13 protein-coding genes are annotated in these 15,490 nt (G+C 51.3%); 8 read left to right on the forward strand and 5 right to left on the reverse strand.

Annotated elements, in window-relative coordinates; translation table 11 throughout:
- Positions 1-145 precede the first annotated feature (145 nt).
- The 3 genes from tca_RS06610 to tca_RS06620 are packed head-to-tail and all read right to left on the reverse strand — an operon-like array spanning position 146 to position 4,435.
- The gene (locus tca_RS06610) at positions 146-1,045 is read right to left on the reverse strand and encodes an AEC family transporter (protein WP_048061039.1); all 900 of its coding nucleotides are present in this window, start codon (positions 1,043-1,045) and stop codon (positions 146-148) included.
- 23 nt (positions 1,046-1,068) lie between these two features.
- Positions 1,069-2,004: a DNA repair and recombination protein RadA gene (gene radA / locus tca_RS06615; RefSeq protein ID WP_010876995.1), complete on the reverse strand. Its 936-nt coding sequence runs from the start codon at positions 2,002-2,004 to the stop codon at positions 1,069-1,071.
- A gap of 52 nt (positions 2,005-2,056) precedes the next feature.
- A complete protein-coding gene (locus tca_RS06620) occupies positions 2,057-4,435 on the reverse strand; it encodes an OB-fold nucleic acid binding domain-containing protein (RefSeq protein ID WP_269889662.1) in 2,379 nt (792 codons plus the stop codon).
- Between the two features lie 303 nt (positions 4,436-4,738).
- Between tca_RS06620 and hacA the strand changes: the two genes are divergently transcribed.
- From hacA to mmp11, 6 genes are all read left to right on the forward strand, one after another.
- On the forward strand, positions 4,739-5,998 hold the full coding sequence (hacA, locus tag tca_RS06625; RefSeq protein WP_010876998.1) for a homoaconitase large subunit: 1,260 nt from the start codon (positions 4,739-4,741) through the stop codon (positions 5,996-5,998).
- An 11-nt stretch (positions 5,999-6,009) separates the two neighbouring features.
- Positions 6,010-6,498 (forward strand): 3-isopropylmalate dehydratase small subunit, encoded by a 489-nt coding sequence (locus tag tca_RS06630; protein ID WP_010876999.1) that lies wholly within the window; start codon positions 6,010-6,012, stop codon positions 6,496-6,498.
- 5 nt (positions 6,499-6,503) lie between these two features.
- Positions 6,504-7,484: a 3-isopropylmalate dehydrogenase gene (locus tca_RS06635; RefSeq protein ID WP_048061040.1), complete on the forward strand. Its 981-nt coding sequence runs from the start codon at positions 6,504-6,506 to the stop codon at positions 7,482-7,484.
- Positions 7,485-7,489: 5 nt separating this feature from the next.
- Entirely contained in the window at positions 7,490-8,683 is a 1,194-nt protein-coding gene (locus tag tca_RS06640) for a cysteine desulfurase (protein ID WP_048061297.1), read from the forward strand.
- A gap of 98 nt (positions 8,684-8,781) precedes the next feature.
- Positions 8,782-9,201 carry a 6,7-dimethyl-8-ribityllumazine synthase gene (gene ribH, locus tca_RS06645; RefSeq protein ID WP_010877002.1) on the forward strand — a complete coding sequence of 140 codons (420 nt, stop codon included), beginning with the start codon at positions 8,782-8,784 and terminating at the stop codon, positions 9,199-9,201.
- 16 nt (positions 9,202-9,217) lie between these two features.
- Positions 9,218-10,150 (forward strand): methanogenesis marker protein 11, encoded by a 933-nt coding sequence (gene mmp11, locus tca_RS06650; protein WP_010877003.1) that lies wholly within the window; start codon positions 9,218-9,220, stop codon positions 10,148-10,150.
- A 74-nt stretch (positions 10,151-10,224) separates the two neighbouring features.
- Here the strand turns inward: mmp11 and tca_RS06655 are convergent, their stop codons facing one another.
- Entirely contained in the window at positions 10,225-11,919 is a 1,695-nt protein-coding gene (locus tca_RS06655) for a glycosyltransferase (protein ID WP_048175942.1), read from the reverse strand.
- Between the two features lie 153 nt (positions 11,920-12,072).
- Here tca_RS06655 and purE point away from each other — a divergent pair, with 153 nt between their 5' ends.
- Positions 12,073-13,077, forward strand: coding sequence for a 5-(carboxyamino)imidazole ribonucleotide mutase (gene purE / locus tca_RS06660; protein WP_048175943.1), 1,005 nt, complete (start codon positions 12,073-12,075; stop codon positions 13,075-13,077).
- Between the two features lie 57 nt (positions 13,078-13,134).
- On the forward strand, positions 13,135-14,406 hold the full coding sequence (locus tag tca_RS06665; protein WP_010877006.1) for a UbiD family decarboxylase: 1,272 nt from the start codon (positions 13,135-13,137) through the stop codon (positions 14,404-14,406).
- 72 nt (positions 14,407-14,478) lie between these two features.
- On the opposite strand, the gene amrS is transcribed toward tca_RS06665, so the two are convergent.
- Complete coding sequence (gene amrS, locus tca_RS06670) at positions 14,479-15,486, reverse strand: AmmeMemoRadiSam system radical SAM enzyme (RefSeq protein WP_010877007.1); 1,008 nt, start codon at positions 15,484-15,486, stop codon at positions 14,479-14,481.
- Positions 15,487-15,490 lie beyond the last annotated feature (4 nt).

Here is a 15,490-nt window from a genome sequence, read left to right on the forward strand (position 1 = left end):
TCAGTTGATGTAAGGTATACCACAGTGCTAAATAAATATTTCTATCAAAAACTTTAAGTAAGGTTTATATACTATTACACTTTCCTCAGTTTTTTTCAGGTATATTAAATAAATGTTTATTCTGTGTGTATTTTGCTGTGACTTTTTAGAGCACAACTGACCAGAGGGGTAACGACACGAGACTTAGGATTGTACTCATGAATATGCATGATGATACAAGGTCCACGTCCAGGTCGTTCTCAATTGCAAGTACCGCTGCAAGCATTGCAGAGGGCATTGAAGCCTCGAGTACCGTGACAGAGAAGTTAAGTCCCCTGAATGCAAGGACATAGGAGATCCCGGCTGCCATGAGTGGAGATATGAGGAGCCTGAGACCACTGACAAGGGTCGCATCGGCCACCGAATGCCTTAAAAATCTGAAGTTGAGTGTAAGGCCCAGGGATATCATTATGAGCGGAACCGCCGCCCCTGAGAGGTATCCGAGGATGGTGCCGGCAATGCCTGTGGGAAGTCCCCAGAGGTTGAAGATGACCCCCAGCAGGAAGGCCCAGAGAGGAGGGAAGAAGACGGCCCTCTTCATGATTCTGGAACCCTCACCTCCAGAGATGTGTGATAGAAGAAGTCCGAGGGACGTGAACATCAGTGTGGTGCCGGTGTCATAGAATATGGCCCTCACAAGTCCCTCTGAGCCGAATATCCCTGCTGTGACCGGGTAACCCAGGAAACCGGAGTTCATCATCGCTGCAGCTACAGTTAAACCCCATGTTTTACCTGAATCCAGTCCTCTTCTCCTTGCCCAGAGATATGCAATCGTTCCAGAGAGTGTGCCCGTAATCATGCAGATAACCGGTATGAGTACAAGGTCTGAGATCCCTGATAGGTCTGCCCGGTAGAGGGACGTGAATATGAGGGATGGTATGGCCACATTGATGACAACCCGGTTGAGGGTGGATGCATCCTCCTCCCCGAGAACCCCGAGGACCTTGAGGATGTAACCAAGGAGGACAAGAACCAGCACCGACAGTACAGTCTCAGTGGAACCCATAAAAATCAAAAAATAAATCTGGTTTAATCAACGATACCCGCGGTTGTTATCTTGAAGACACACTCACCCTCGGGCAGGTGGGGACTGTCAACCAGCCTGGCTATCCTCTTACCTGCAAGCCCCTTCTTGAGCCAGATACGGTAGGTTGCGGCGTGACCAAGCACGTGTCCACCTATGGCCTTGGTGGGGCTTCCGAAGAACGCATCCGGTCTGGCCTGGACCTGGTTTGTGACAAATACCGCGGCGTTATAGGTGTTTGCTATGTTCTGAAGGGTGTGAAGGTGCTGGTTGAGTTTCTGCTGCCTTGTTGCAAGGGCCTCCCTACCCACATACTCTGCCCTGAAGTGGGCGGTGAGGGAGTCCACAATCACAAGGCGTATGTTCTTACCCTCCTGGATGAGCTCATTGACCTTCTCTGCCATGAGGATCTGGTGGCTGGAATTGAAGGCCCTTGCAATGTGTATCTTATTCAGAACCTCCTCAAGGTCAAGTTCAAAGGCATTTGCTATCTGCTCAATCCTCTCAGGACGGAATGTGTTCTCTGTGTCTATGAAAACAGCCTCAGCATCCAGTCCTCCCCTCTCCTCTGGCAGCTGAACCGTGACTGCAAGTTCATGGGACAGCTGACTCTTACCTGACCCGAATTCTCCGAAAACCTCGGTTATTGCCTGTGTCTCGATTCCGCCACCTATCAGTTCATCGAGGGCCTTGCTCCCCGTTGTGATCCTCCCCACATCCTTCCGTCTCTCCATGACATCGAAGGCTGTTTCAAAGTCTATCTTCTCAGCCCTTCTGGCAGCCTCTATCACCTTTTCAGCCACGCCCTCACCAATCTCTGCCTTCACAGAGAGTTCCTTGGCTGTGGCTGTTGCAAGACGCATCATGTCACCGAAACCTGCGTCCCTTAATTTCTGTGCTGTTTTAGCCCCTACATTTGGTAGATCTTCCAGTTCAACCATTTTAATCTCCCTTAAATCTTTAAATATTCATTAAGCATGGATCGTCGGTAAATTAAAGTTCCTTCTTTACGACCTTTCTGGGTATGAACCTTAGCTCCTCGCTGTAAACATCCATATCTGCATTGCCAATAACCCTCACGGTTACTCCATTCAGATCCTCCACACGTTCTTCAAGTGCAGATTCATCTGCAGACTGGTTGATAATGTTCACAACCTCATCTGTTGTCATTTCAAGGATACTCTCTGCCTCCCTTCCAAAGAAGGTTATCATGACCTCACCGGTGTCGTCCATGATCCTCCCGGGGATCATGAGGAGGTAGCGTGGTTCATCCACCAGTTCCCCGCAGAAGTTGCATATGTTCTCATCGCTGAGATCAAGCCTCTCATTGCAGGATGGGCACTTTATGGAGAGAATCCGTCTTCCTGACATCTCGATCAGCTCACCCTCTATGAGGACGTTCCTTGAATCCTCATCCAGATCCGCAATATCACGGTGGGGATAGAGCATCTCCTGGAGTTCATCGAAGGATGGGAGACCCTCAAGGTCCCTCTCGCTGGCCGGTTCAATCCTTGAACTGTTTCCTATGCTGAGTTCAAGTCTTCCACCACCCATATCATCCCTGAAAACCACCCGGGGATTTTCTATCTTGACGGGGTCCCCTATGCTCAGGGGTTTCTCAGCAGCATCGTCCCAGAGGCTGGCCCTTATTGATCCCGTGTCATCAGCGAATTCAGCTGTCCTCACAAGTCCGGGGGTGCCGTCACCCCTCTGGAACTCCCTGGGTTCAAAGAGGTCAACGACCCTTGCAATTATCCTTATGTTCCTGTCGTCCTCCTCGAGGTCGGCTATTTTCTTTGTCTGATAGAGCATCTCCTCAAGTTCCTCAAAGGATGGAAGGTCCTCCATGTCCTCTGGCAGGGGGTTCACTATCCTTGTTGTTCGTCCGGCGCTGAGTTCCACGCTGTAGAGTCCAAGCCTTATGCGTGCGTTTTCTATTCTGACTGCGTCGCCGATATTCATGGGTTTCTCGGCCTTTTCATCCCAGAGACTGATCCTTATCTTGCCTGTCTCATCGGCAAGTTCCATTGACCTCACGATTCCGGTCCCGTCTTCCCTCTCAAATTCGCGGGGGTCACTGAGGCTGAAGATCCTTCCAACGACATCGACTTCCTCTCCCTCATCCTCCATTTCAAGTATCTCAGATATCTTCATTGGCCTCATCTGTTCCCTGTACTCCTCAAGGACCTTCAGCAGTGCACCGTCGGATTCAGGGTTGAGGGTGATGCGGGTGTTGAAGTTCGTGTTTATCCTGTAGGACTGGTTGAAGTCATCGAACTCGACATTGGCACCTGATATCCTGATGATATCCCCCTTGTTGATTTTGATGCGTGTATCCTCATCCCAGAGGGTTACCCTTGCAGATCCCGTGTCATCGGCTATCTCAATGGACTTCACAGAACCTGTTGTGCCGTCGTTTCTCTCAAATTCTACCGGGTCATTGACCTTTGTCACAAGGCCCATCACAGTGACGTTTCTCATCTCATGGAGGTCCCCTATCTTCACGAGCTCCTCCCTGAATTCAGGTACATCGTATTCACCCGGCACCACCCTTGTGAGGCTGGTGTGGGTGAGGGTAACCTTATCGTCCCTTCTCCTTGGCTGGGCCCAGAGTATCTTCACTGCATCACCCTCCTTCAGTCCCAGTTCCTCAACGAGGTTTACGTCATTGTTCCAGAGGGTGTAGGTCGTTGAACCCGTTGCATCCATGATGTCCAGGGAGATGAACCTGCCCTCCCTTCCGTCCCTCTCAAAGGTCCTTACACGGGATACTCCTGTGATCCTTGCTATGACATTGACCTCATCATCCTCCACCAGATCTCCTATCGGGGTTATCTCCTCACGGTACTCAGGGAATTCAGGGTAGTCCTCGGGGTCAAGGACCTCCACGGTGGATCTTGGCATGAGGTGGGCCTCCTTCCTGCCGCCGAATCCTCCCCTTATGTTAACATCCTTTATCCTTATCACATCGCCCTCCCTGAATTTCTTGAGGAGCTTGATGTTCTCTGTCCAGAACACTGCCCTGAGTTCACCTGTATCATCTGCGATTATCACGTTGGCGAGTTTCCCCTCCCTTCCCTTCCTGGTGGTGAAGGTCCTGGGGCTTGATATCTTCATGACCCTCCCTGTCACAGGGGTTTCGGCTCCCTCCTCAAGCTTGGATATTGTGTCCATCCTGTGTTCGGGTTTCTCGGATAGCATGGTGTTTTTTTCCTTCAGGATATCATCAACGACTGTCGATGCAATGGTAAGGTCATCCATGAATCCTATGTCCCCTAATTCCTCTTTCTTTTTTTCTATGAGTTCCTCAAATTCCTCAGGGGAGATCCTGTCCTTAATTCTTTCATATTCCCTCTTCAATTCTTCCTTCATTTGGGTCCCTCACTTGATTAATAATATCACGCCCCGTCTATAAAAGACTTGGTGAGCTCCTGAAAACTAATAAGTTATTACTATATATTTAAATCTTATTATCAAAGTATTTATAGGGCCGGGTGAAAATATAGATGTAAAATTCAGACGAGTTTTTCAGTATGAAGGCGAAAGACAGTTATCCAGTGAACATATGGGGACATCAGAAGGTTAAAGAGGCTCTAATTTTCACAGACTGCCCCATGGACCACTTGCTGGAACCTTTATGAACCCTTCAATTATTCTGCTAAAGGAGGATAGAAGATGTCTATGACTGTTTCTGAGAAGATACTTGCCAGGGCTTCAGGTAAGGATAGGGTGGAAGCCGGTGAAATAGTTATGGCGGATATAGATGTTGCGATGACCCATGACCTCACAGGTCCCCTGTCGGTTGAGTCCTTCAGGGCCATAGGTGAGGATAGGGTCTGGGACCCTGAAAAAATCGTTGTGATATTCGATCACCAGGTCCCTGCAGACTCCATTGAAGCCGCCCAGAACCACATGATAATGAGGGACTTCGTAGAGGAGCAGGGAATACGGAACTTCTATGACGTTCGTGAAGGCGTCTGTCACCAGGTGCTCCCTGAGAAGGGCCATGTTGTGCCCGGTGAGGTCGTGGTGGGTACAGACTCCCACACCTGCACCCACGGGGCCCTCGGAGCCTTCGCAACGGGTATAGGTTCAACAGATATGGCCATGGTATTTGCAACTGGGAAACTTTGGTTCAGGGTCCCTGAAACCCTGAGATTTGATGTGAGGGGAAAACTCAGGGAGCACGTCTATGCAAAGGACGTCATACTGAACATAATAGGGAGGGTTGGTGCCGATGGCGCAACCTACATGGCCTGTGAATTTGCAGGTGAAACCGTTGCAGAAATGAGTGTATCCGACCGTATGGTCCTCTCAAATATGGCAATAGAGATGGGTGGTAAGACAGGAATCGTGGAACCTGACGAAAAAACCCTGAACTATGTCAGGAGGAGGTCAGGTAAACCCTGGAGGGTCTTCAAAACAGACCCTGACGCTCCATCCCTCAGTGTCATGGAGGTCGACGTGAGTGACCTTGAACCCCAGGTCGCCTGTCCACACAATGTGGACAATGTGAAACCCGTCACCGAGGTGGAGGGGACAGAGATAGACCAGGTCTTCCTTGGTTCATGCACAAATGGAAGGCTCAGTGACCTCAGGGACGCTGCCGCCATACTGAAGAACAGGAAGGTCTCAGACAGTGTCAGGATGCTCGTCATACCTGCCTCCAGGGAGGTCTACCGCAGGGCCCTTGACGAGGGACTGATTGAGATATTCGTGGATGCAGGAGCCCTGGTATGCAACCCCTGCTGCGGCCCCTGCCTCGGAGGACACGTTGGACTGGTCGGACCAGGGGAGGTGAGCCTCTCAACCTCAAACAGGAACTTCAGGGGGAGGCAGGGAAGCCCCGAAGCAGAGGTCTACCTCTCCTCAGCAGCCGTGGCAGCCGCATCTGCAGTGAAGGGCAGCATAACCCACCCTGGGAGTCTGAAGTAGAGGTGATGGTAATGAAAGGAAAGGTTTGGAAGTTCCCGGACGACGTGGACACTGACATAATCATACCCGGAAGGTACCTTGTAATGAGGGACCCTGAGAAGCTGAGGGAACACGTGATGGAGGGTCTGGACCCTGAATTCCCGTCAAAGGTGAAACCCGGTGACTTCATCGTCGCCGGAAAAAACTTCGGGTGCGGTTCATCCAGGGAGCACGCCCCCCTGGCCCTGAAGGGTGCCGGGATAGCCGCGGTAATCGCAGAGTCCTTTGCAAGGATATTCTACAGGAACGCCATAAACGTTGGAATACCCCTCCTTGAGGCCCCGGGGATAACAGAGAAACTCAATGAGGGTGATGAGATAGAGGTGGACCTCGATAGGGGTGTTATAATAAGGGGAGATGATGAATTCCCCTTCAAGAAACTCCCGGACTTCATGGTTGAGATACTCGAGAAGGGTGGTCTTATACCCTACCTCAAGAAAAAGGGAGACTTTAAAGGGTGAAATCAATGAAGATAGCAGTCATACCCGGTGATGGAATCGGAGTGGAGGTGATGGAGGCAGCCCTCCACATCCTGAACACCCTCGACCTTGACCTTGAATTCATACATGCAGATGCCGGTGATGCCTGCCTTAAAAGGACAGGGACGGCACTGCCAGAGGAGACCCTTGAAGCCGTGGGTGAAGCCAGGGCAACCCTCTTCGGGGCTGCGGGTGAAAGCGCAGCTGACGTTATAGTCCGCCTGAGGCGTGAATTTGATCTTTTTGCGAATTTGAGGCCTGTTAAGTCCCTGCCAGGTGTCCCCTGCCTCTACCCGGACCTTGACTTTGTGATTGTGCGGGAGAACACCGAGGACCTCTATGTCGGTGACGAGGAGTACACCCCTGAGGGCGCCGTTGCAAAAAGAATCATAACAAGAACCGCCTCCAGGAGAATCAGCCAATTCGCCTTCCAGTACGCCCAGAAAGAGGGCATGCAAAAGGTAACAGCAGTCCACAAGGCCAACGTACTCAAAAAAACCGACGGAATCTTCAGAGACGAATTCTATAAAGTGGCATCAGAATACCCCCAGATGGAGGCCACCGACTACTACGTGGACGCCACAGCAATGTACCTCATAACCCAGCCCCAGGAATTCCAGACCATCGTCACAACCAACCTATTCGGAGACATACTATCAGACGAAGCCGCAGGACTCATCGGAGGACTCGGACTCGCACCATCAGCAAACATAGGAGAAAAAAACGCACTATTCGAACCAGTGCACGGATCAGCACCCCAAATCGCAGGAAAAAACATAGCCAACCCCACAGCCATGATACTAACAACCACACTAATGCTAAAACACCTCAACAAAAAACAAGAAGCCCAAAAAATAGAAAAAGCACTCCAAAAAACCCTTGCAGAGGGTCTTGTGACACCGGACCTCGGTGGGAAGCTTGGCACCATGGAGATGGCTGCCGAGATAGCCAGACACCTGGAGGATTGATATTCATGCGTACAGAGGACGTCAGGAGAGACATACCCCTCCTCAGGGATCATGTCTACCTCGACGCTGCCAGCACAACCCCCACTCCACTCCCGGTTGTCAGGGCCATGACAGAATACTTTAAGGAATACAATGCCAACACCGGGAGGGGGGCCTACTCCCTGGTGCTAAGGGCCACCAGGAAACTCCAGGAGGCCAGGGAGAAGGTGGCTGGGTTCATAAACGCCTCCAGTGATGAGATAGTATTCACCAAGAACACCTCTGAGGCCATCAACATCGTGGCGGGGGGACTCAGGTTCAGGAAGGGGGACTCAGTTGTTGTGCCAAACATCGAACACCACTCCAACTTCCTCCCCTGGCTGAGGCTCCGTGAGAGGGGAGTTGATGTGAGGGTGGTGAAGGCAGATGAAGGGGGAGTGGTGGACCCCGGCAGAATAGAGGACGCCGTTGATGAGACCACAAGGCTCGTCACCGTGACCCACATCTCCAATGCCCTCGGTACGGTGCAGGACGTGAAGGAGATAGGGAGGATAGCCCATGACGTGGGGGCCCTCTACCTGGTTGATGCCGCCCAGTCGATAGGCCACATGGAGGTTGATGTGAGGGCCATTGGGGCTGACTTCGCAGCATTCCCTGGACACAAGGGGACCCTGGGACCTGTTGGCACGGGATTCCTCTACTGCAGCACTGATGTCCAGGGAGAACTTGAACCCCTGATGCTGGGGGGAGGTACGGTGCTTGATGTCTCAGAGGACGGATATGTGCTCGAGGACTTCCCGGCGAAGTTTGAGGCCGGCACCCTCAACATTGCAGGATTCATAGGCCTCGGTGCCTCAATAGACTACATGAACAGGATAGGAATCAGGAGGATCCAGAAACATGGCATGAAGATGACAGAGGAACTCCACGCTACCGTTTCATCCATCGATGGTATTGAATGCTATGGTGACCCCCAAAATATTTATGGTATCCTCTCCTTCAACATAAATAACATGGACCCCCACGACGTTGCAAAGATTCTTGACGAAACCGCCGGGATCTGTGTTAGAAGTGGTCACCACTGCGCTATACCTGCAATGAAGCACCTGGCGCTCCATGAAACCGGCGGCACCGTCAGGGCATCCATACACTACTACAACACATCAGAGGAAATCCAGCTCCTCGGAGAGACCCTCGAGGAAATAGCAGGGATGGGGTGATTTAATGAATAAGGCACAGGCAATAGCATTACTGATAGTGATAATAATGGTCCTGAGTACCATTGCAGGTGCACTTGTACTCTAAATGGAGGTATTGAATGAAAAAAGTCAGGATAGGGGCTGTTGTAGCTGAGTTTAACTATGACATAACCCATATGATGCTGGAACTTGCAAAGGAACATGCCAGATTCCTTGATGCAGAGATAACCAGGGTGATTGCTGTACCCGGCGTGTTTGACATGCCACTTGCAGTGAAGAAACTCCTTCTGGAAGATGAGATAGACGCCGTGATAACCCTAGGGGCGGTCATCGAGGGAGCCACCGACCATGACCAGATAGTCGTGCAGCACGCCTCACGTAAAATAGCCGACCTGGCCCTTGATTATGACAAGCCCGTGGCCCTCGGAATATCAGGACCCGGAATGACGAGGCTCGAGGCCCACCAGCGCGTTGACTACGCCAAGAGGGCTGTTGAGGCAGCTGTTAAAATGTACAGAAGACTTAAAGAGGATATTTAGTTTCCGGGGAGCTTCCATGGAAATACTCAGGCCATCTGACCTGAAGGAGAGGTTCCAGGACCCCTGGATCTCACCATACCGGAAGGTCCTCACAATGGTGGACAGGGACATGGTTGAGATCCTGGAGTACCACCCCTGCGTTTCAGGGTCAGAGTGGATGATATACCAGTACCAGAGATCCAGCAGACTCATAGAGAGGGCCCGGAGAGACGGTAACAGGCACAGCTACCTTGCACGTACAGGTAAAGCTCCTATAGAACTCCAGGCCAGCCTTAACGCCGCTGGAATAGAGGAGGTGGCGGTTGAGGGTGATGAGGTCCGTGTTGTGCATGCAGGCCTTGCAGGTGCAGGTGTCGGCGCCGCCATGTGCCGGGGCATGGCTGAGGGTGTTAAGAGGATAGAACTCTACGAGGTCGGTGGTGGTTCAAAGCCGGGCCGGGCCGCTGTTATAACCCCCCGCCTTGAGAAGGTTGTTATCGGGATAGATGACACAGACACGCCAGAGAGCGGGGCCACCTGGACCCTTGCAAACAATATAGGACTGGAGGCCAGAAAACAGGGTTTTGAGTACATCGACCATGTCACGGTACAGCTCTACCCCCACAACCCACACAAGACACAGAACTGTGTGTCGGTTGCCCTTGCATTTGCAGTCAGACCCGGTGAAGCAGATAAACTGGTTGCCCTGGTAAGGGACCTCCTCAGGGATAACACCCTCTCAGATAAGACAGCCATGGCAGTCCTGAGGGGTATAGTGGTGCCTGAAAAACTGAGGGAGTACTCTGCAAAATCCAAGAGGACCCTCATGGAAGTGGAGGAAGCCGAAGGGGTTGCCAGGGAACTTGGCGTGGAGCTAATCGAGGTTACCGGTTCTCAGGGCAAGATAGGGGCCCTTGCAGCCCTTGGACTCTACGATGATCCGGAGGAGGCCGCCAGGGTCTACTACTAGTACGGAATAAATCCATGCTACTTATGGGGCTCTTCAGAGGCATCCAGGTGGGCTAGGGAACTCAGACCACCTGATCAGAGCCATACATTCAGGAACCTGCCCTCAGAGGATTTAGCAAAGCGCATATCATCCATGGCCCCGCTCCGGACCTCAATTTTTATTACATGAGCTCCCCAGTAAATCCTGTGATCGGTGTCCTTGCCCCTGAATATTATCCTGCCCGCGGCAACACCATCCACGTAAACTGTGTAGGTCCCATTCTCCATTGCCCCTGTGGTGCGGGCAACCATCCTGTCATCCAGATAGACCCGGACCTCTGCCCCCGGTGAATCATCATCCTGGATTATGATGCCATTGTAGACCGTCAGATTTGAGTCTGAGATGTTTCTCAGTGCATAGACATTGCTGAACACCTTGCGGAGGTTCCCGTCCTGGATAACATCACCCACATTGAGCCCCAGGGCGTTCCTTGCCCCGGATGGTACCCTCATTATGTTGGTTTCGCCTTCCCGTGTCCTGTTAAGTGTATAGGCCTCTCCGGCCAGGAATATGCGGTCGCCGTAATTGAGGTCAAGGGTGTTTATGGCCTCCTCAGGAATTCTTATTGAATTATTTTCATTTTCAAGGGCACTGTCAACTCTGTAGGGTCCCCTGACATCGAATGTCCTGTTTTCATTGCTCTTCTTCCATATTATAAGGTTTCCAGATGTTGGCTCAATGGATATTTTCCCGTCGTCCACCTCCACGGCTCCAAGGAGGGTTGATATCATTGCAATGAGTATGAGGGCAGATATGAGTATGGGGAAGTGCATGTAGATGAAGGACCTCACTGTCTGAAGCTTACCTGCTGAACGCCTGAAAACATAGATGGATCTCCTGATGAGCCTTAAAAAATAGTAGACCGCCATTATAAATCCTGTGAGGGATATTATGACACCCAGGACTGCTGGTATGGCCCTTATGAAAAATATGCTGAAGACCCCAAGGGTTGTGAGTGATAGACCAAGGATGCACATCCTTATTGATTTCCCCATGGAATCCATCATGGTTATTCTGCCGTACTCCAGGGCCCTGTCAACTATTGTCCTAACAACCTCGTTGGCGACGACATTGAGATCCTTCAGGCTCGCCATGTCATGGTGTATGCTCCCGATATCCACCTCCCTCACGGTGAGGCCCAGGACATCGGCGTCCAGTACTATGCCAACATCAACCCCGTAGTCCTCCTCAAATTTCATCTTCTCAAGGGCCGATCTTTTAGCTGCGAACTGTCCGCTCAGGGGCTGTTCAAATTTTATCTCAGGGAAGAAGAACTTAAGAAGGGGTTTGGCTGTTAACTCAGTAACCCTCCCGGCCTTTCTTCTGAATCTGGTCTTTGTGAGGTCGGCCCTCCCCGTTATTATGGGTTTTATCATCCTTTCAATCTTCTCTGTTGTCATGTTCTCAAGGTCAGCGTCGACAAAGACCACTATGTCGCCCCGGGAATGCTTGAAACCTGTTTTTAGGGCTGCCCCCTTTCCGCGGTTGCTTGTATGCCTTATAACAGTGGCGCCTGCATCCTCTGCAGCACCAGCAGTATTATCTGTGGATCCATCATCCACAACGATAACCTCGTCCACCATATCTGATTTTCTGGCTGCTTCAATTACACTTCCAACTGTTTTTTCCTCGTTTAATGCAGGTATAACCACCGATACAGTGTGGCTTTTATCCTTCACTGCTCTGAAAGCGCATAGAAAGAACACAACCATGAGAATGAGCCATGACATCAGTACACCTTCTGATACTCTGTAACTCTCTATTGGTAGAATCCCCTTATATACTGTTATGAAGACCTGTAAATGGTCCCTGCGGGAGGTGCCATCTATTAAATATGACCTCCGATAGATTCTCTATATATAAAGTTAAAGGTGAATCTCCAGATGAAGCCCAGAGTGATGATACTCCTTGGAAGTGCATCTGATTTCAGGATAGCCGAAAAGGCAATGGAAATCTTTGAGGAACTCAGGATACCCTATGACCTGAGGGTTGCCTCAGCCCACAGGACACATGAAAAGGTAAAGGCAATAGTCTCAGAGGCCGTGAAGGCGGGTGTTGAGGTATTCATAGGAATAGCAGGACTATCAGCCCATCTTCCAGGCATGATATCTGCAAACACCCACAGACCCGTCATAGGGGTCCCTGTTGACGTTAAACTTGGAGGGCTCGACGCCCTCTTTGCATGTTCACAGATGCCCTTCCCTGCCCCCGTCGCCACTGTGGGGGTAGACAGGGGAGAAAACGCCGCAATACTCGCTGCCCAGATAATAGGGATAGGAGATCCCGGGGTAAGGGAAAGGGTTGCAGATCTAAGGAGAGGTTTCTATGAACGCGTGCGGAGAGATGAATGTCAGGTGCTCAACAGCATAGAGGGGTCCTACTATGCACCCCTGGAGGTTGAAATGCCTCCCATGGGTGATAAGGTCCCGTCAGATTCCCAGGATGACCCCATGGTATCTGTGATACCTGGCAGCTACTCTGACATGAAGATAGCCAAGAAGACCACCATGTTCCTCGAAAGGATGGGTATAAGCTATGATCTGAACGTCATATCACCCATAAGGTACCCTGAAAGATTTGAGAGGTACCTTGAGAAGATGGAGAACGTGAAGCTCTTCATAGCCATAAGCGGCCTCTCTGCACATGTTACGGGTGCTGTTGTTGCCCTCAGCGACAGGCCGGTGATAGGGGTTCCCTGCCCCCTCAAGATGAACGGCTGGGACTCACTCCTCTCAATGATCAACATGCCGCCGGGTGTACCTGTTGGAACGGTGGGGGTAGGTAACGGTGGTAACGCCGCAATACTGGCTGCTGAAATGCTTGGAATATACGATGAAAAGATAGAATCGAGGATAAAGAGGATAAAGAGCCGTTCCGTTAAGTTCTAAATATGAAAAATGGAGATCAGGATAAAGAGCCGTTCCATAACTTCTGATGGTGATTGAATGAGAAACTTTCTTGATAAAATCGGCGAGGAGGCCCTGGTGGTTGAGGATGAGGTATCAACCAGTTTCGAGGCTGCCAGCATACTCAGAGAGCATCCAAGGGACCTTGTTATACTCAAAAACCTGAAGGAATCCGATATACCCGTCATATCAGGGCTCTGCAATACCCGGGAGAAGATAGCCCTCTCCCTGAACTGCAGGGTCCATGAGATAACCCACAGGATCGTTGAGGCCATGGAAAACCCCACCCCAATCAGTAGCGTGGGGGGACTGGATGGTTACAGATCAGGGAGGGCTGACCTCTCAGAGCTCCCCATCCTCAGGCACTACAGGAGGGATGGTGGACCCTACATAACTGCAGGGGTCATATTTGCCAGGGACCCTGATACAGGGGTGAGGAACGCCTCAATTCACAGGATGATGGTCATCGGTGATGACAGGCTGGCTGTCCGCATAGTACCCAGGCACCTCTACACCTACCTCCAGAAGGCTGAGGAGAGGGGTGAGGACCTTGAAATAGCCATAGCCATAGGTATGGACCCTGCAACGCTCCTTGCCACCACCACCTCCATACCCATCGATGCAGATGAGATGGAGGTGGCGAACACCTTCCATGAAGGTGAACTGGAACTTGTCAGATGTGAGGGAGTCGACATGGAGGTCCCCCCTGCAGAGATAATCCTTGAGGGACGTATACTCTGTGGTGTGAGGGAGAGGGAGGGCCCCTTTGTTGATCTGACAGACACCTATGATGTTGTAAGGGATGAACCTGTTATCTCCCTTGAAAGGATGCATATCAGGAAGGATGCAATGTACCACGCCATTCTGCCAGCCGGCTTTGAGCACCGTCTCCTTCAGGGTCTCCCCCAGGAGCCAAGGATATACAGGGCCGTTAAGAATACAGTCCCCACTGTAAGGAACGTTGTTCTGACGGAGGGTGGGTGCTGCTGGCTCCACGCCGCTGTATCAATTAAAAAACAGACTGAAGGTGATGGTAAGAACGTTATAATGGCTGCCCTTGCAGCACACCCCTCCCTGAAGCATGTCGTGGTTGTGGATGAGGATATAGACGTCCTTGACCCTGAGGAAATTGAATATGCCATTGCAACCAGGGTTAAGGGTGATGATGACATCCTCATAGTTCCAGGGGCCAGGGGTTCATCCCTTGATCCTGCAGCACTGCCTGATGGCACCACCACCAAGGTTGGTGTCGATGCAACCGCGCCCCTTGCTTCAGCTGAAAAATTCCAGAGGGTCAGCAGGTCAGAGTAACCGGGGCCTCAACCCCCTTTTCCTTAAGCTATAAATCCATGGTTAAACATCATCATTCGCTTGAATCTTAATTCAGTCAGTAACAACATCAATTTTGGAGTTGCAGGATCTGCATCTGCCATCAGCGAGTCCAGAGGTATCTGTGATGTAGCCGTTCCTTCTTATAACCACCTCCCCGCAGGACGGACAGTAGGTGTTCTCTGCATCGGTGCCTGGCAGGTTACCGACATAGACGTACTTCATTCCAGCCTCAAGTGCCAGCTCCCTCGCCCTCATAAGCCTGTCAGTTCCTGTGGGTGGCACGTCCTGCATCCTGTAATGTGGGAAGAACCGCGTGAAGTGCAGCGGGACCCTAACTCCGACCTCAGAGACCATGAAGTTTATGAGGGCCATTATATCATCATCTGAGTCATTGTATCCTGGTATGAGGAGGTTTGTTACCTCAATGTGGATACCCATATCATGCATCCTTATGATGTTCTCAAGCACTGGCCCGGGTTTTGCATCACAGAGTTCCCTGTAGAAGGTCTCTGACATTCCCTTGAGGTCAACGTTTGCAGCGTCCAGGAGGGGGCCCAGTATGTCAAGCGCCTCCCTGCTCATGTACCCATTAGTCACATAGACCGTCGAGAGACCCTCGGCCCTTGCAAGTTCCGCTGAGTCAAGGGTGTATTCAAGCCACATGGTGGGTTCATTGTAGGTCCAGGCTATGGACCTGCAGCTGGCGCTGAGGGCATTTTCAACTGCCTCCTCCGGTGAAATGTATCTTGTGGGGAATTCGTCTATCCTGGCCTGGGATATGCTCCAGTTCTGGCAGTACCTGCACCTGAAGTTACAGCCCACACTTCCAAGTGAATATGCAAGGGTCCCTGGATGGAAGTGAAAGAGAGGTTTCTTCTCTATGGGGTCAACGGCTGCCGATGACACCTCCCCATAGGTGAGTGAGTATATCCTGCCGTCCCTGTTCTCACGGGTGAGACAGTAGCCCCTCCCACCTTCAGGTATCAGGCACTTCCTGTTACATACCAGGCACCTGAGCCTGTCATCGACCCCTTCATAAAGTATGGCTTCCTTCCTCATGGCA

It is taken from the genome of Methanothermobacter sp. EMTCatA1 (genome assembly GCF_002356395.1).
GTDB lineage: Archaea > Methanobacteriota > Methanobacteria > Methanobacteriales > Methanothermobacteraceae > Methanothermobacter > Methanothermobacter thermautotrophicus.